This is a genomic window from Aliamphritea spongicola, assembly GCF_017051665.1.
Lineage (GTDB): Bacteria > Pseudomonadota > Gammaproteobacteria > Pseudomonadales > Balneatricaceae > Amphritea > Amphritea spongicola.
The window spans coordinates 912467-929139 of sequence record NZ_JAFIDL010000001.1 but is presented as its reverse complement, the minus strand read 5'-3'; the positions used below and the strand labels follow the sequence as shown (position 1 = coordinate 929139).

General features: G+C 50.9%; 13 protein-coding genes. 9 read left to right on the top strand and 4 right to left on the bottom strand.

Annotated features, from left to right (window positions below; genetic code table 11):
• From JYB63_RS04320 to JYB63_RS04310, 3 genes are all read left to right on the top strand, one after another.
• Nucleotides 1–1200 (top strand): hypothetical protein, encoded by a 1200-nt coding sequence (locus tag JYB63_RS04320; protein ID WP_243431797.1) that lies wholly within the window; start codon nt 1–3, stop codon nt 1198–1200.
• Between the two features lie 280 nt (nt 1201–1480).
• Nucleotides 1481–3499 (top strand): methyl-accepting chemotaxis protein, encoded by a 2019-nt coding sequence (locus JYB63_RS04315; protein ID WP_205656562.1) that lies wholly within the window; start codon nt 1481–1483, stop codon nt 3497–3499.
• 153 nt (nt 3500–3652) lie between these two features.
• Nucleotides 3653–4453 (top strand): substrate-binding periplasmic protein, encoded by an 801-nt coding sequence (locus tag JYB63_RS04310; RefSeq protein ID WP_205656561.1) that lies wholly within the window; start codon nt 3653–3655, stop codon nt 4451–4453.
• A 1-nt stretch (nt 4454) separates the two neighbouring features.
• Here JYB63_RS04310 and JYB63_RS04305 read toward each other — a convergent pair whose 3' ends face one another.
• The 4 genes from JYB63_RS04305 to JYB63_RS04290 all read right to left on the bottom strand — a co-directional run bounded on the left by JYB63_RS04305 (nt 4455) and on the right by JYB63_RS04290 (nt 8777).
• Nucleotides 4455–5987, bottom strand: a complete 1533-nt coding sequence (locus JYB63_RS04305; RefSeq protein WP_205656560.1) for a PhnE/PtxC family ABC transporter permease — start codon at nt 5985–5987, stop codon at nt 4455–4457.
• Nucleotides 5988–5994: 7 nt separating this feature from the next.
• Nucleotides 5995–6651, bottom strand: a complete 657-nt coding sequence (locus JYB63_RS04300) for an ATP-binding cassette domain-containing protein (protein ID WP_205656559.1) — start codon at nt 6649–6651, stop codon at nt 5995–5997.
• Entirely contained in the window at nt 6651–7526 is an 876-nt protein-coding gene (locus JYB63_RS04295; RefSeq protein ID WP_205656558.1) for a putative selenate ABC transporter substrate-binding protein, read from the bottom strand. The genes JYB63_RS04300 and JYB63_RS04295 overlap by 1 nt, the downstream gene beginning before the upstream one ends.
• Nucleotides 7527–7703: 177 nt before the next feature.
• On the bottom strand, nt 7704–8777 hold the full coding sequence (locus JYB63_RS04290) for a TauD/TfdA family dioxygenase (protein WP_205656557.1): 1074 nt from the start codon (nt 8775–8777) through the stop codon (nt 7704–7706).
• A 184-nt stretch (nt 8778–8961) separates the two neighbouring features.
• Between JYB63_RS04290 and JYB63_RS04285 the strand changes: the two genes are divergently transcribed.
• The 6 genes from JYB63_RS04285 (at nt 8962) to trpB (ending at nt 16642) form a co-directional block, all read left to right on the top strand.
• Complete coding sequence (locus JYB63_RS04285; RefSeq protein ID WP_205656556.1) at nt 8962–9753, top strand: helix-turn-helix transcriptional regulator; 792 nt, start codon at nt 8962–8964, stop codon at nt 9751–9753.
• A 61-nt stretch (nt 9754–9814) separates the two neighbouring features.
• Nucleotides 9815–10387 (top strand): HD domain-containing protein, encoded by a 573-nt coding sequence (locus tag JYB63_RS04280; RefSeq protein ID WP_207758286.1) that lies wholly within the window; start codon nt 9815–9817, stop codon nt 10385–10387.
• 491 nt (nt 10388–10878) lie between these two features.
• On the top strand, nt 10879–13650 hold the full coding sequence (locus JYB63_RS04275) for a motility hub landmark protein FimV (protein WP_205656555.1): 2772 nt from the start codon (nt 10879–10881) through the stop codon (nt 13648–13650).
• A gap of 40 nt (nt 13651–13690) precedes the next feature.
• The gene (gene truA / locus JYB63_RS04270) at nt 13691–14533 is read left to right on the top strand and encodes a tRNA pseudouridine(38-40) synthase TruA (RefSeq protein WP_205656554.1); all 843 of its coding nucleotides are present in this window, start codon (nt 13691–13693) and stop codon (nt 14531–14533) included.
• A 224-nt stretch (nt 14534–14757) separates the two neighbouring features.
• Nucleotides 14758–15438, top strand: coding sequence for a phosphoribosylanthranilate isomerase (locus tag JYB63_RS04265; RefSeq protein WP_205656553.1), 681 nt, complete (start codon nt 14758–14760; stop codon nt 15436–15438).
• Between the two features lie 19 nt (nt 15439–15457).
• A complete protein-coding gene (gene trpB, locus JYB63_RS04260; RefSeq protein WP_205657021.1) occupies nt 15458–16642 on the top strand; it encodes a tryptophan synthase subunit beta in 1185 nt (394 codons plus the stop codon).
• The last annotated feature ends 31 nt before the right edge of the window (nt 16643–16673 follow it).

Sequence of the window (16673 nt, the reverse complement as noted above, 5' to 3'; positions counted from 1 at the left end):
ATGGCGTTCAGGCATATGGCTGTCGCAGCACTGGCGTTCGCGCCGGTGGCTGCCAGTGCTGAGGATGTGTTTTTTGAGGTGTCGGGTAAGGTCGCCGGGCAGCTGCAGGGCTTCACTGAAGATGCGCAGTTTGCCGGCCAGGACTACGATACGAATCTGTCGTTCAGTATCGAGCCTGAGTTCTACTGGGAATGGAATGACGGTGAAGACTCAATCATCTTTGAGCCTTTTTATCGCTACGACGAGCAGGACAGCGAGCGGACCCATGGCGATATCCGCGAACTGAACTGGCTGAGAGTGGGTGATGGTTGGGAATTCCGGGCCGGTCTGAGCAAGGTTTTCTGGGGGGTGACGGAGTTCCAGCACCTGACAGATATCATCAACCAGACGGACGGTGTTGAAAGTTTTGACGGTGAGGAAAAGCTAGGGCAACCCATGCTGAACCTGTCTCTGGTGTACGACTGGGGTATCGTTGATGCCTTCATTCTGCCGGGGTTCCGGGAGCGGACGTTCGCCGGACAGGACGGTCGTCTGCGTTCTGGTCTGGTCGTTAATACTGATGAAGCAGAGTACGAATCGTCGGCGGAAGATAAGCACGTGGATCTGGCGCTGCGCTGGAGCAACAGCATTGATGTATTCGATCTGGGTGTTTACTGGTTCCGTGGTACAAACCGTGAGCCGCTGCTGCAAACCCGCAGCATTGGCGGTAAAACGGAACTGGTACCGGTGTATCAGCAAATCGATCAGCTAGGGTTTGATGGTCAGGCGACCATTGATTCCTGGCTCTGGAAGGTTGAAACCATTATCCGTGACAGTAAGGATGATCGCTATACCGCTTTTCAGGGCGGTGTTGAATATACCTTTTACGGCATCAGTGAAACCAACACAGATTTAGGTTTATTGCTGGAGTATGGCTGGGATGAGCGTGGTAAAGATGCAACCTCAGCTGCACAGAATGATGTGTTCATCGGTACCCGTTTTACGCTTAATGACGAAGCCAGTACAGAAGTTCTGTTGGGTGGCGGTATTGATGCGGACTACGGCAGCCACAGCTTTTTTGTTGAAGCCAGCCGGCGGGTGGGTGAAGACTGGAAAGTCAGCCTGGATGGCCGTTTCTTCAGTACTGATAAAGCCGCTGATCCTGCAGTGGCGCTTTCAGAGGATGATCGCATTCAGCTGACGGTTGAACGCTACTTCTGAAATTACTTTTCAAACGTATAAAGCCGGAGCCTGCTCCGGTTTTTTTATGCCTTATGCTTTTTCGGACGCTTTTCCTGACGCTTCATTGTTGTAAAAAATATGATGTAAATCATCTGTTTATTTTCTATTACCCAAATTGACATATATGTATTAGGGAGTTGTTGAAAATGAATCTCATTTCTATATAGTGCGCTGCAAATATGACAGGTTTATTTCAACCTGGAAAAACAGTCAGACGGTTCAGTCGAGAGCCGTTTATCTAGCAGTAGTGAGGAATGAAATGGCAATTAATCGTTGGCCCCTTACCAGGCAACTGAGCCTGGGGGTTTTTGTGCTGGTGGGTGTAATCATGGCCATTTTGATTGGTGTGGTGGGTTACGAAACCCGTACTGTGCTGATCAGTCAGGCGGAGCAGTCGCAGGATCGGCAGGTTGAGGTGCTGGCGTCGCAGCTGGATACAGCGTATGGCACCATCATTGATAATACCGAACGCCTGGCCACCACGTTTAAAGGGCTGTATCCCGACGCATTGGTTTTTGATCGGGATAAAACAGTTCAGATCGGTGATTATGCCAGCCCGCAGGTCACCCACAACGGAGAAGTGGTGAATCTGAATTTTTCTCAGGTCGACCGGTTTGCCCGGATGACCGGCGGTAATGCGACAGTCTTTATCCGTTACCAGGATGATTTCCTGCGGGTCACCACATCACTGAAGAATCTGCAGGGCAAACGCGCAATCGGTACGCTGCTGGGTAAGGGGCATCCCGGTTATCAGCAGTTAATGCGCGGTGAAGTTTACCTGGGTGAAGCCCGTCTGTTTGGCACTGATTACATGACCAAATACACGCCGGTGATGGCGAACGGTGAAGTGGTTGCGATTCTGTATGTGGGCTTCCCGACATCTGATTTGCTTAAGCAATTGCGTAACAACTTGTTAATGACCCGGTTTGGTGACTCAGGCCATGCGGGGCTTGTTTATAACGGTGAAAACAAACTGGCGGGTAAACTGATTGCCGATCAGCGCAATCAGGGGGAGTCACTGATATCCGTTTATACGAATACCGCTTACAAAGATGTGCTGGATAATGCCAGTGGTGCATTCGAGTACAGCGATGAAAATCATGAGGGTGGTGTACGGGTCAGTTACCGTCAGGCAGGCAACAGTCCGTGGACGGTATTTGCGGTCAGTTATAAAGATGAATATACCCGTCAGGTAGAGCCTTTGCTTTGGCTGCTTATGGCGATGGCATGCATTGCTGTAGTGGTGATGGTGGTCTTGCTGTCAGTATTTTTGCGCCGCGCACTGGCACCGCTTAAAGAGGTTGGCCGGGTGCTGACACTGGTGGGACAGGGAGATCTTACCGCCGGCTTTAAGCGGGCGCCGGACGCACAGAGTGAAAATGAGCTGGTGCGTCTGCAGCTGCGGGTAAGCGCTATGCTGGTGGCTTTTTCTGATGTAATTGCCAAAGTTCGGGCATCCGGTGATGACGTAGCCCATGTATCCGGTGAAATTTATGCTGGCAGCGATCAGCTTCAGGAAGCTGCTCAGGCCAGCAGTGAAGAGATTGTACAGGTGTCGGCAGCAATTACTCAGGTTGCTGATTCAATTCATCATGTAGCAGAAAACGTCAGCTCAGTTTCTGCAGAGGCAGATACAACCTCTCAGTTAGCAACAGAAGGGCAGCAGGCGGTTGCCGGGGTTGAGCAATCGATTAACCTGCTGAATGCAGAGTTTGCTGAGGTAGTGGGCTCAATTGGTAAGCTTGAACAGGACAGTGCTGATATCGGTAATGTGGTTGAAGTGATCAATGCCGTCGCTGAGCAAACCAATTTGTTAGCGCTGAATGCGGCGATCGAAGCTGCCCGTGCCGGTGAGCAGGGCCGTGGTTTTGCCGTGGTGGCAGATGAAGTACGTACGCTGGCGCAGCGGGTTCAGGATTCAACCAAGGAAATCCAGCAGGTGGTTGCCAAGTTACAGCTGAACGCCAAGCAGGCTTCTGAGCGTATGCGGGCCGGTGAGTCCCGGGTGTCGGAGAGTGTTGAGAAAGCCGGCATTGCTGAAGTGCTGCTTGGTCAGATTCAGGCGGCGACCCAGCGGGTACGTGAGCGGATGCTTGATGTTGCCAGTGCCACAGAAGAACAAAGCTGTGCGTCTGAGCAGATCAGCCAGAGCAGTCAGTCGTTGCAGTTGCGTTCCCGTCAGGCGGCAGAGCAGGCCCATGCCAGTTCTGATGCCAGTCAGCAGATGGAGGCGTCTGCCCGGGCGCTGCAGGCGCAGGTAAGCCAGTTCCGTATCTGAGGTTGTTTATTGTTGTCGGTTTGCTGTACCGCATGCCGGCAACATTTCAGTTGACCCATTCCCCGTCAGCCGCTAGTTTTAAGTGATATTGATGTGCTGCTTGATTGCTCTGCAGTATCCTTTCTCACTGGCTGACCGCAGGAAAATAACAGTATGACTAAGACAGCAAGATGTTTGTTGTTATGGGTTGGTATTGTTTTATCTTTTATATCTGTCGCTGTATCTGCCAGCGAAAAGTCTCCGCTCAGGGTTATTGCCCTGACAGATTTTAAGCCGTTCATCTGGTGCGAGCAGGATCAGGCGGAAGGTATCGATATCGAGTTGATTGCCGAGCTGTTTGACCGGCTTGAAATGGCGTATGAGATCGAGTGTGTTCCATGGAAGCGTGCCCTCCATTATATTAAAAACGGATCAGCGGATGTTTTGCTGACTGCCTATAAAACGGCTGACCGTGAGGAGTTTGCTACGTATCCTAAAGCGCCGCTTCACCTGACGGCTTTCAGTGTGTTTGTGCGTAAAGGGGAGGGATTTTCTCTGGAGTCTGTTGAGGATTTGGCCGGTAAGCGGGTCAGTGTACCTGCTGGGTTCAGTATTAATCCGCAGTTCGATCAGGCCAGGCAAAGTGGTCTGTTTACCTCCTACGAAACGAACTCTATTGCCAGTGGTTTCCAGATGCTTATGAGTGGCCGTGTGGATGCTTATGTAAATGAGCGGCATGTAGGCCTGTATGCCTTGTATGAGCTGGGAATGAGTAACGAAATAGTGCCGTTAGGCAATCCTTTGCATGAGCCCCGTCCCGCTTATATGATTTTTTCCAAAAAGTCTCCGCTTAACCAAAAGTTGTTGATTGAGGCGGTGAACAAGAATCTGCAGGATATGTGGCGTGAAGGCACGGTTCTGGAAATTACAGACAGTTTCACCAGCCGTTTACTGCCCGTTGCTGTGACGGAATAAATCAGCAACTGCTCATCTGTTGTAATTTAAGCTTCTTACGCAGCATTCCGGCGACATGGTCCGCAAGAATGTTCAGCATTGCCGCACTGATGATCAGTAGCATGGCAACATCAAAGCGAATCTCCTGTATGGCGCTGTCTGCAAAGAATCCCAGGGTGTGGATACCCAGGATGCCGAGTATGGCAGTTTCGCGCATGATGACTTCCCAGCGGTAAAACAGAATGGCCATAAACGGGTTATAAATTCGCGGCAGCACTTCGTATCCGTAGCGGGCAAGCCCGGTGGCAGCATCTTTACGCAACGGAAGATGTTCACTGCGTTTGGCCAGCAGGTGAGCGATCAGTGCCCCGTTGTGCAGTGCCAGCGCGGCAATGGCCGGCAGCATGGAAGGGCCCCACAATTGCAGCAGTATATAGGCGAGCAGATATTCCGGTGTTGAACGGGCAACGATCAGCAGCAGTTTACCGCCGCTGCGGCCGATGGTATTCACAAAGAGTTTTGATGCTAGTGGGAAAAGCAGTAAGGCGATGATGCCGGTCACGACCAGTGCGATCTGAGTCAGTATCAGCGTATTCCAGATACCGGGCAGTATCTGCTGGCTGAAGATATTTTCAAACCATTGCAGAAATACCGCCAGTGTTTCCGCTTCCCACCAGGTGTCGGCGTTTCGTAACGGGGCCGGTATGATGTCTGAAGTAAAAAAGCGCTCAATGTTTTGCCACTGAATACTGGTCTGTCCTGCCGGGTTGAAATGGTCAGAGATGATCAGCCAGGGGCTGGTCAGCAGCCACAGCGGTAGCAGACGTTTGTGGCACCAGAATCTGATGCTGGCGATGAGCGCAAAAAATAGCAGCAGCAGGCTGGCCACTTCAGAATAGTATCCCTGGCTGAAAGAGGCTTCCAGATAGTAGCCAAGGGTGGGTAAGCCAATAAAACCAAGGATTGCACTGGAGCGGATGCCGCATTCAAACCGGTAGCGGGTATAGCTTGCAAGGTGTGGCCAGGCCTGGGCAATCCGGCTGTAACAGAGATTGGTGAGGCGGCTGTTATTGCCAGCTATAACCCGTTCAGGGCTGGCAGAGGTTTCTTCCAGAATCTCTGCATATACTTTGGCGAAAACACCGCTGTAAGGCAGTGCGATAGCCAGCAGGCCGGTAAGCGGATGGAGACCGAAACATTGCAGAAATATGAGTGCCCAGAATAACTCGTGAACGGAGCGTAGCGCTGCACAGAGCGTCCGTAGCCAGCGGCGCTGAAACTGAGTTGCTATAAACAGGCCGCAGATTGCCGCCAGTGCCACGCCTATGAGCGCAAATGCAATGGTGATGACCAGTGCCCCTGCTGCGGTGCCAATGATATTCAGATCCGGTTGTAACCAGGCACTGAAAAAACGCTGCATTTCCAGCATCGGGTTGATGCTGGTGATGGATATGTCTGCAAGAAACAGGCAGCCGGTGGCAATCAGTAAAAACCAGATACTGATTCGCAGGCGGGGAGCGTGGCTGAGTAAGCCCGGTTGCTGGCTGGTGTTCATGCCGGTATCAGTAAAAATCCAGCAGGCTTTGGTGTGTCAGGCGGGCGGTGGGCTGATCAAGGGCTATCTGGCCGTCTGCGATGCCGATGATGCGGTCTGCATACTTCAGCGCCACATCCAGATCGTGTAGGGCAATGATGGCTCCCGGATATTGTTGGCGTAGCAGCTGCATTGCCTGGTTGGCCCTGGGGCCGTCAAGTGCAGAGCAGGGTTCGTCTGCAATCAACAGGTCAGCCTGCTGGTAAAGTGCACGGGCAATGGCGATGCGCTGTTGTTGTCCACCGGAAAGTTCGCCAACCGGTTGCCAGCATTTATCTGCCAGATCCAGTTGTTTCAGCTGTTCGTGGACGGCGGCAATATCAGTTTGTCTGGGGCGGATCAGGTTCGTCAGGTTATACAGGGTTGAATGCCTGTACAGTTGGCCCATATAGACGTTCTGATACGCTGAAAGGGTGTCGACCAGCCCGAGATCCTGTGGGATAAGCGCAATGCTCCGGTTAGAAGACAGGCGGTCATAGATATGGTTGAGCAGCGATGATTTACCACCGCCGCTCTTGCCAATGAAAACAGTCAGCTGATCAGTATTCAGATGCAGGGTAACCGGTCCGATGACCTGCTGTTTGCCGTAATGAACGCTGAGGTTTTCAAGGGCCAGGGCTGGCATCAGTCAATCAGCCCTACCTGTTTGCCAACTTCAAGTATTGGCTGGAAGTCTTCGTTGGTCGCAGGAATAAAGCCTTTGCGCGGGAAGCTGTTAAGCAGTTCCGGGTCTTTCATACTGAGCAGTGCCTGCTTTAGCTTTTCAGTGAAACCTTCACCGAACTGGCTGTCGAGATCGCCACGTACTGTCCACTGGTAATCCGGATATCCCGGTGTTTTTCCGATGATATTTACCTTTGTGGTGTCAACGGATCCGGCGGCTACGTTGCTGTCCCATACTTTATAGTTAACTGCACCTACCTGATAAGCACCGGACTCAACCAGGGCAATTGTACGTGAATGGTTACCGCTGAATCCTACCCGGCTGAAAATATCATCAGGGGACTGGTCAAACTGTTTGCGCAGGAAAAATTCCGGCATCAGTCGGCCTGAAGTTGATCCTTTGGAGCCAAAAGTGAATGTCTTGCCCTGAATTTCTGCTGGCAGGGTAGTTGCCTCAGGATTGGCATTTTCGGTCAGGCCGGTGCTGTTATGGGCGATGAAGTAAGATTTGAAGTTAGGGTCTTCAATGCCCTGAGCAATTGCCTGAGCGCCGGGTACCAGCTGACGTGCTTTAACGCCGGAAAGGCCGCCGAACCAGGCCAGCTGTACCTGATTATTGCGAAATGCTGTGATGGCAGCAGCATATGATTTAACCGGTACAAAGCGGACGTCTGTCTTAAGCTGGATTTCCAGATACTCGGATACTCTGGCAAAACGTTCCTTAAGACGGGTTTCGTCCTGGTCCGGAATAGCAGAAAAAACTAAAGTGGGTGCGGCATGCACCAGGCTGCCGGATAACGCGGCCAGACAGGCAATCAGAGTGTGTTTCAGTTTCATTGTGAGCTCATTGATGAACAGAATAACAGGCCGCTGAATCAGTACGGATTCAGCGGCGCGCATTCTTACATATCTGCGGGGTAAGCTCGAGAGTTATAGCGGTTTTTTATGAAAAAATGCCGCGATATAGCAACCTCTGTGCCGGGTTGGTGCTGAGGTTGCATTAGCTGCAGTCTTTTAGCCGTTCAGTTTATTGCGCAGCACGGCTGCGGTACTGCGCAGGCTGTCGATATCAGCATAACAGCCTTGCAGGTGGCGGGCGCCGATGGCCTGTACTTCACGGCCGTGGAGAACGCGTTCATTGTTAAACAGGATCAGGTCACCGGACTGAAGTTTCAGGGTCCGTTTGCAACGGTCTCCCTGTACGATGCGCATGAAGGTCTGATAGGCATCATAAAAGGCCGGCATGATATCGAAGTCCACCTGGAAGGGGGCTGATGAGCGGTTATTGATCCGCACTTTAATGATTTCGCCACGGGTGTTGGTGGTGATCATTGTGTCCTGATGCTCAAGTTCTGCATCTTCACTGGCAAAGCGGAAACGGACGATCTGCTCATTCAGAAGTGCGAACTTCTCCGGGTACTCCTCCCGTAAAATCCGTGCCGCTTCAAAGCCGTCTGTCAGTGCGGTGACACCGCCTTCCTGAGCCTGAACAAGACAGTGCAGTAATTGCAGAGTTGGCACCGGGTCGCGGTAGGGGTTGTCCGTATGCAGGCTGAGTGGCATAGGCGTATATGCCAGGTTCTGAGGCTTCTCTTCAGTTTTAACTTCAAACAGAGTGCCGTAGTTGGTCTGGCGAACAAAGCCAAACAGATCGACAGCTTTAAGGATTATTCCTGCCTGTGCGGGTACCCCGCTGAGCTTGGTGATGCCGTGGCTGATAAGCGCATCCAGCCAGGCCAGCTTGGTGCGGTCATCGCTGATGACGTCCGCGTATTCGAAACTGATGCTGTCCAGCTCCAGATCGCTTCCCCAGAGAGAGGTTGTTTCAGGTTTCGCAGCAGGCTGGTCATAAGCGTGCTCAGTCAGGTAAGCGTCGATAAATTCTGATTCGTGGGCATGTGGTTCAGCAAACCGGACCCACAGGCCAGTGTCGGTTTCACGGCTTTCTGCAATTTTAACATCCGCAGGCAGTTGCCAGGTTTCATGAAGACGCTGGCCGTTTTCATGGCGGCATTCAGGGCACTGGCAGTTATCCCGTAGCCACAGACTGTGAAAGCGCTGATTTTTATAAGTAAGTATGTCTTGCATAACAGAGTCTCTTGAAAGTTTATCCGACGGGCTGGCAAATAGATTCAGACCGTTGCTTGACGGTGTTGAATTATGATTGTTATGGTATGTCGGTTTTATGATTATTCATATGGATTTTATGGATATAAATATGGACTTTTTTGATATAGATGTGAAGTTTTAATGACGTTTGACGGTTTGGTCTATGCAACTGACTGATGCAAATTTAAGCTTGTCTCTGGTGCGTTCATACTGGCAGAAAGCGGATCTGGACTGGGCATATCCGAGCTATCAGCGTCCGTACAACTGGCTGATTTATACCCGCAGTGGCCGGGGATACGTTGAGCTTGAAGGGCGGCGGCTAAAACTGTTGCCCGGCAGCATGGTTGTCGTGCCTCTGAACCGTGAGTGTCATTATCACTGCACTGAACCCATGGAAATCGGGGCCTGTGCGTTTACCTTGCAGATGTCGCCCGGGGTAGATGTGTTTGATTTGTACCGTGTACCGGATAATCCGGTTGCGGTGACAGACGAGCAGCTTTTCAGGGATGTTATAGAGGCAGAGCAAAAGCCTGGCGGTACGCTGCTGGCAATGGGGGCTGTGCTGAGGTTATTGGCGCCTCTGCTGGATGTGTCCACGACCCGGGGAGAGTCCGGTCAGGATGAAGTGAGAATGCAGAAGGTGCTCAGTTATATTGACCGGCATCTGACCAATCTGGATATGACTGATCTGGCTTCCCAGCTGGGGTTCAGTGATGGGCATTTCAGCCGCTGGTTTAATAATGTTATGGGGGTGTCTCCTAAGCGTTATGTAATCCAGAAGCGGGTAGAAGCTGCCACCAGACTACTCCTGTTTGGCGGCCAGAATATTGAGGCGGTGGCGCGACATTGCGGATACGAGGATGCGTTATATTTTTCGAGGATCTTCAAAAAATATACCGGATTGTCGCCCCGTGAATACCGGAAAATTAAACAGTTTGATTTAGGCAGCCAGTGAGCAATGGCTGAACACTGAGTGAGTGTCCATATGACGGGCAACTTTATTACTGGTGAGGAAAATGATTAATAAGAGTGATGTAACCCGCGACAATATTGTCGATTATCTGTTGGAAGTGTTTGCGATTCGCGGACCTGAATCTTATCTGGGTGAGCCTGTATCAATGGCTGATCATATGGAGCAGTCAGCGGCCTGTGCGGTTGAAGATGGTGCGCCGGATTCACTGGTGATTGCCGCACTGTTGCATGATATCGGGCATTTCATAGGTGATTTTCCGCTGGATGCACTGGAGAACGGAACGGATAACTTACATGAAGATGCCGGTGGTGCGATTCTTGAAATGTTTTATCCGCCGGAAGTCAGTGAGCCGGTTCGTCTGCATGTCGCTGCCAAGCGTTATCTGTGTACTGTTGATGAAACGTATTATGACCGTTTGTCACCGGCGTCAATTAACTCACTGAATCTGCAGGGCGGTAAAATGTCTGCAGAAGAAGTTGCCGAATTTGAAGCTAATCCACACCATAAAGATGCTGTGCGCCTGCGGTATTACGATGATGACGGTAAGGTTGCAGGGCGGACAATTCATAAAGTGTCGTACTACCGCCCAATGCTGGAAGCGTTACGTCTTCAGTAAAATTATTTTTCTTTTGTGAACACTGAAAAGCCGCCTTTAGCGGCTTTTTTTATTGCTTTAGTGACCGGAGCCAACCTGGTACTGGTGACGGGCCGATAATACAGACGGATGGTTGCATGATTATGCTGGTGGAAGGGCGGTGAACTTAAATAATAAAAATGAATAATCGTTCGTTTGGCGGAGATTAATATTTTGTAGTTTATGGTCAGGCGCGGTTGGTTTTCGCCTGAAACCGTCAGGTTGATTTTAGCGGGGAAAAGCCCCGGAATCCCTCTGTTGGACGTAAGATATGTGCAGCAAATCAATAATTTAGGGGCCAAATGGCACAAATGTAACAATTTTACTGACCATTATGGTGTCAGTTGGTCCTGAGTTGTTGATTAAACACTGGTTTTAATGAATACTCTGCTGTGATAGTCCGCTTTGTAACTTTCTGAATATATAAGGTTTTCGCTCAGGTATTTTTGAGTGGGGATATAAGGAAGCAAAATATGCTGCGTAAATTGGCTCTTAGCCTGGCAATTGCCGGAGCAATGAGTAGCACCACAGCCCGGGCACTGGGACTGGGTGAAATCCAAATTAAGTCGGCGTTGAACGAGCCGTTAAGGGCTGAGATACAACTTCTCCAGGCGCGGCAGTTAAACCCCCAGCAAGTACAGCCAAGAATGGCTGGTATTGACGAGTTCGCATTAGCGGGTATCGAGAAACTGCGTTTTCTGACGGATGTACAGTTTAATGTGCAGATCCGTCCTGACGGTAACGGCGTTATTTATCTTTCTTCTGCTGTACCGGTAAAAGAACCGTTTCTGAATTTTCTGGTTGAGGTGAACTGGCCTAGCGGACGTCTGGTTCGTGAATATACAGTTCTGCTCGATCCGCCGGTTTATGATCCGACACCGGCAACGGTTGCAGCGCAGCCGCCTAAAATCCGCTCAGAGGCAATGGCAGCAGCACCGCTTTCCCAGCCACAATCCCAGCCTGCAGCACCTTCAAAGCCTGTTTCCAATATTCAGACCCGTGCGGACGGCAAATCTGAAGTATATGTCGATGTAAACGATACCCTTTGGCATATAGCACAGCAGAACCGACCATCTGACAGCATTTCTGAAGCGCAGATGATGCTGGCGATTCAGCGTAAAAACCCGGATGCATTTACCAACGGTAATGTTAATCAGCTGAAAGCCGGTGTGGTGCTTAAAATGCCGACACAGGAAGAAGCTCAGAAACTCACGGCTAAACAGGCGAAAGAAGAGTTCTGGCGGCAGACTGCAGTGTGGAAGCAGAGCACGGGTAAATCAGCAAAAAAGCAACAGCTGGATAGCTCTGATAAAGGTGATGTCAGTGTAAAAACGGCGGCTCCTGCAGATCCTGTTGCTGAGTCAGGCCAGCTTAAAATAGTTGCATCTGCCACTGAGAGTGATTCGGCTGCGATGGCTGATGGACAGAGTGGTGAAATGGCAAAAGCTGAGGATTCTGAGCTGGTAGCCAAGAATACCCAGTTAGAAACAGATTTATCTGCTGCGCTTGAAACTGTCGATCAGATTCAGCGTGAGAATCAGGAATTATCTGGCCGGGTTGATGCACTGGCTCAGCAGATGGAAAGTTTACAGCGTTTACTTGAGCTTAAGGATCAGCAACTTGCTGCGCTTCAGGCCGAGCTTGATGCGGCAAAGAAACAGCAGTTAGATGCTGAACTTGCCGCCCAGCAAGCTGCTGAAAGCGGTCTGGTGCCGACTATCATGAAGGTGCTGAAAGATTTTGGTCTTTATATTGCTGCCGGTGGCGCCGGCTTACTGGCGCTGATTGCTGGTCTGATTTTCTTCCTGCGTCGTCGTAAGAATAAAGAAGAGGAAGAAGGCGGTGAGCTGGAACAGGCAGTGGCTAATGCTGAAGCAGATATCGGTGAGCTTGATGATGTCGCTGAAGAAGCTGTAGCTGCAGACACTGACGCAGATACGGATGCTGAGGCGCCGGAAGAAACTGAAGAGCTGGCCGCTGTAGCCGAAGATGTGGATCTGGATGATCTTGAAGATCTGACTGAGCTGGATCTGGAAATGGATCTTGATGACAGCTTTGCAGAAAATCCACTTGAAGAGTCCGAAGCTGATCCTTTAGACGAAACCATTGATGATCAGGAGTTCGATCTGGGGCTGGGCGATGATGACTTGGATGCGGATCTGGCTGAGCTGGACATTGCAGATGTGGAAGAGGCTGTCGAGCCTGCTGCTGTAGCGGCGGCAACTGACTCAGCGGAAGATGAGTTTGACCTTGATCTGGACATGGATATCGATGAGCCATTTACTGCCGCAGCAGAGCAGCCTGAGGCTGATGATCTGGCTGATGAGCTGGCAGAGCCGGAGGTTGACGATGCCCTTGATGCCATCCTTGATGAAGGTAATGACGCGTCAATCGATGATGTTCTGGCTGAGATCGATGATGATGAGCTTGAGTTCACTGCAGAGCCAATCGCTGAAGAAGCTGAAGAAGAAATAGCAGATCTGGATGATGTACTGGCAGAAACTGATGGCGATGATCTGGAGTTTAATCCGCAGGCTTTGCCTGATGATGAGCCGGAAGCCGTTGCTGAAGCAGCAGTGGATGACGCAGATGATCTTGAATTTGATTTATCAGCGGCTGAAGAAGATGAAGATCTGGTTGATCTTGATTCACTGCTGAATGATGCGCCACCGGAAGAGCCGGTTGCAGCGCAAGATGAATCTGTTGATATCGACGATCTGATGGCTGATCTTCAGTCGGCTGATGAGCTGCCGGAAGATGATGGTGAAGACAGCGATATGGTTTCGCTGGATGAGCTGCTGGGTGAATCAACGGAGTCTGAAGCTGAGGCTGCTTCACCGGTGCCTGAGCATGTAGCTGTTCACCCTGAAGTTGAAAGCCTGCTTGAAGAAGCGGTTGCTGACAACGATGAAGTAGTGCTCGATGAGAAAGCTTTTGCCGGCGGCTCTGCTGCAGATGATCTGGAAGCAACTTTCTCTCAGGATCTGGATGCTGATCTTGATTCTGAGCTGGAAGCGCTGCTCAGTGGTGATGATAGTGCTTCACCGGCTTCCGGTGATGAAGGCCTTGATGGAATCAGCTTGCTGGACGGTGCTGATGAAGTTGAGACTAAGCTTGATTTGGCACGTGCCTACATCGATATGGAAGATGTCGACGGTGCAAAAGATATTTTGGCTGAAATTCTGCAGGAAGGCAGTGATAATCAAAAGCAGGAAGCTAACTCTCTGCTGGAATCACTTGTCTGAAGACAGGGTTTTAAGCATTCAGGATATTAAGTAAAAAGATATGTCACAAAGGGATAATACCCATTCAGAAGGGGCGACGTTAGTCGCCCCTTATCGTTTTGCGTTATGTGTTGAGTATGCCGGTGGAAATTACCGGGGCTGGCAGATCCAGCCGGAACATAACGTCCCGACCATCCAGGCTGAAGTTGAAGCTGCGCTGAGTAAGATTGCCAATGAGCCCGTCAGTGTTGTCTGTGCCGGCAGGACTGATGCCGGGGTCAGTGGTACCTATCAGATTATCCATTTTGATACTTATGCAAAGCGCGATGTCCGCGGCTGGGTAATGGGGACGAATACTAAGCTCCCTGATGATATAGCCATTAAATGGGCGAAGCCTGTTGATACGACTTTCCATGCCCGTTTTTCAGCGTTGGAGCGCCGTTACCGGTACCTGATATACAGTGCGAAGGTGAAGCCCGCTGTACTTAATAAAGGGGTTACCTGGACGTATAAAGATCTTGATATTGAGGCGATGCGTGAAGCGGTTCAGTACCTGATTGGTAAGCATGACTTTACTTCATACAGGGCGGTAGGCTGTCAGGCAAAAAGTCCTGTGCGGGAGGTTCGGGAGTTCAATGTTTACCGTGAAGGAGATCTGATTGTTCTGGATGTGCGGGCTAATGCGTTTTTGCATCATATGATCCGTAACTTCGCCGGTGTACTGATGACGATCGGGGCGGGTGAGGCTGAGCCTGTGTGGGCTAAAGAAGTGCTGGAAGCGCGGGATCGCCGTTTGGGCGGTGTTACTGCACCGCCATTTGGTCTGTACTTTGTGGATGTTAAGTATCCGGCAGAATACGAATTGCCGGCGTCTGATCTGGGGCCGTATTTTATATCCTGTTAGGTGGTCAGTACGCTGATCCGGCCTGCGGGAGCATGGCGTTTCTTTTCCTCTCTGAAACGTCTCTTGGGGCTGTGCTTGGCGGATCTATCTGGTAGTATGTTCGGCTTTACAAATAGATATAAGATTATTGTGTAATACACGTGCAGGTTGCATGTGAATTATACAGAAATCATTGTTTGAGCCTGCCTTGCAGGCTGTGTAACAGATAAGCAGGAGAACTGCAGTTGGCGGTTGAAACGGCTACTGGCAATTCAGAACAGAATAACGTCGGATCCGGTACGGTAGCCCGGGTGAAAATCTGTGGTATTACATGTCTTGAAGATGCGCTTAGCGCTATTGATGCAGGCGCTGATGCACTGGGTTTTGTGTTTTATGAGCCAAGCCCCCGCTATGTCAGCCCTGAAGCTGCTGCAGAGATTATTCGCCAGCTTCCTCCCTTTGTTACGACGGTTGCCCTGTTCGTGGATGCGCCGGCGCCAGATGTAACGGCTGTTGTCGAACTGACCCAGATAGATCTCCTGCAATTCCATGGCAAAGAAACTGCTGCTTACTGTGAGCAGTTCAGCCGTCCTTATTTCAAAGCCCTGCGCATGTCTGCTGATATTGATGTTAGCCTGGCAGCTGCTGAGTATCCCTCGGCCCGGGCAATTTTGCTGGATGCTTATCGCAAAGGTGTACCGGGTGGTACCGGCGAAAGCTTTGACTGGCAACGTATACCTGCAGACCTGCCGAAGCCATTAATTCTGGCGGGCGGTCTGGATGAGTCCAATATTTATCGCGCTATCACCCAGGTCAGCCCGTTTGCGGTTGACGTCAGTGGCGGAGTAGAGCGAGTCAGGGGGCGAAAGTCACCTGAGAAAATCAATACCTTTATGAGTGAGGTGGCACGTGCCAACTACAGCTGAACTTGCAATCGCAAAGCAGATGCCTGATCAGGGTGGTCACTTCGGTGACTTCGGTGGTCGTTATGTATCTGAGACCCTGATGGCTGCTTTGCAGCATCTTGAACAAACTTATGAAACCCTTTGGGCTGATCCGAAGTTTCAGGAAGAATTTGACCGCGATCTGGCTCACTATGTTGGTCGTCCGTCACCGTTATATCACGCGGAGCGTTTATCCCGTGAACTGGGCGGCGCGCAGATTTATCTGAAGCGTGAAGATCTTAACCACACCGGTGCCCACAAGGTAAATAACACCATTGGTCAGGCATTGCTGGCCAAGCATACCGGTAAGCCACGGATTATTGCAGAAACCGGTGCCGGCATGCATGGCGTTGCCAGTGCTACGGTTGCTGCCCGTCTGGGTCTTAAGTGCCAGGTTTACATGGGTGAAGAAGATGTTCGCCGTCAGGTGATGAACGTCTACCGGATGAAGTTGCTGGGCGCTGAAGTTATTTCAGTCAGTTCCGGCACTAAAACCCTGAAAGACGCCATGAACGAAGCCATGCGTGACTGGGTAACCAATGTAGACAACACGTTCTACATTATCGGTACTGCGGCCGGTCCGCACCCGTATCCGAAGCTGGTGCGTGACTTCCAGTCAATTATTGGTCGTGAAGCCCGTAAACAGTGTCTTGATCAGACCGGTAAACTGCCGGATGCGCTGATCGCCTGTGTCGGTGGTGGTTCGAATGCTATTGGTCTGTTCCATCCGTTTATTGAAGATGCAGATGTTCGTATGGTGGGCGTTGAAGCGGGCGGTAACGGTCTCGAAACCGGTGAGCATGCAGCGCCGCTGACTGCCGGTCGTCCAGGTGTTCTGCACGGCAACCGTACGTACCTGATGGAAGATGATGCGGGTCAGATTCTGGGTACTCACTCAGTGTCTGCCGGTTTGGATTACCCGGGTGTAGGTCCTGAGCATTCCTATCTGAAAGATATTGGCCGGGCTGAATATACTGCGATCAATGATGATGAAGCACTGGATGCTTTCCGTCGTCTGACGCTGGTTGAAGGTATTATGCCGGCACTGGAATCCAGCCATGCAATCGCTCAGGCGATGAAGATGGCGCCGACGATGGATAAGGATCAGATTTTACTGGTCAACCTGTCAGGTCGGGGTGATAAAGATATGCATACCGTTGCTGCGATTGATGGTATTAAGGTTTAACAACGGTTTACGCAGACAGCGAAAGAGTACT

What these genes read in the sequence shown, in the direction of transcription:
- JYB63_RS04285 (WP_205656556.1), top strand. Translation starts at nt 8,962, where the DNA reads ATGCAACTGACTGATGCAAATTTAAGCTTGTCTCTGGTGCGTTCATAC.
- truA (WP_205656554.1), top strand. Translation starts at nt 13,691, where the DNA reads ATGTCACAAAGGGATAATACCCATTCAGAAGGGGCGACGTTAGTCGCC.
- JYB63_RS04320 (WP_243431797.1), top strand. Translation starts at nt 1, where the DNA reads ATGGCGTTCAGGCATATGGCTGTCGCAGCACTGGCGTTCGCGCCGGTG.
- JYB63_RS04300 (WP_205656559.1), bottom strand. Translation starts at nt 6,651, where the DNA reads ATGCCAGCCCTGGCCCTTGAAAACCTCAGCGTTCATTACGGCAAACAG.
- JYB63_RS04290 (WP_205656557.1), bottom strand. Translation starts at nt 8,777, where the DNA reads ATGCAAGACATACTTACTTATAAAAATCAGCGCTTTCACAGTCTGTGG.
- JYB63_RS04310 (WP_205656561.1), top strand. Translation starts at nt 3,653, where the DNA reads ATGACTAAGACAGCAAGATGTTTGTTGTTATGGGTTGGTATTGTTTTA.
- JYB63_RS04315 (WP_205656562.1), top strand. Translation starts at nt 1,481, where the DNA reads ATGGCAATTAATCGTTGGCCCCTTACCAGGCAACTGAGCCTGGGGGTT.
- JYB63_RS04295 (WP_205656558.1), bottom strand. Translation starts at nt 7,526, where the DNA reads ATGAAACTGAAACACACTCTGATTGCCTGTCTGGCCGCGTTATCCGGC.
- JYB63_RS04280 (WP_207758286.1), top strand. Translation starts at nt 9,815, where the DNA reads ATGATTAATAAGAGTGATGTAACCCGCGACAATATTGTCGATTATCTG.
- trpB (WP_205657021.1), top strand. Translation starts at nt 15,458, where the DNA reads ATGCCTGATCAGGGTGGTCACTTCGGTGACTTCGGTGGTCGTTATGTA.
- JYB63_RS04305 (WP_205656560.1), bottom strand. Translation starts at nt 5,987, where the DNA reads ATGAACACCAGCCAGCAACCGGGCTTACTCAGCCACGCTCCCCGCCTG.
- JYB63_RS04275 (WP_205656555.1), top strand. Translation starts at nt 10,879, where the DNA reads ATGCTGCGTAAATTGGCTCTTAGCCTGGCAATTGCCGGAGCAATGAGT.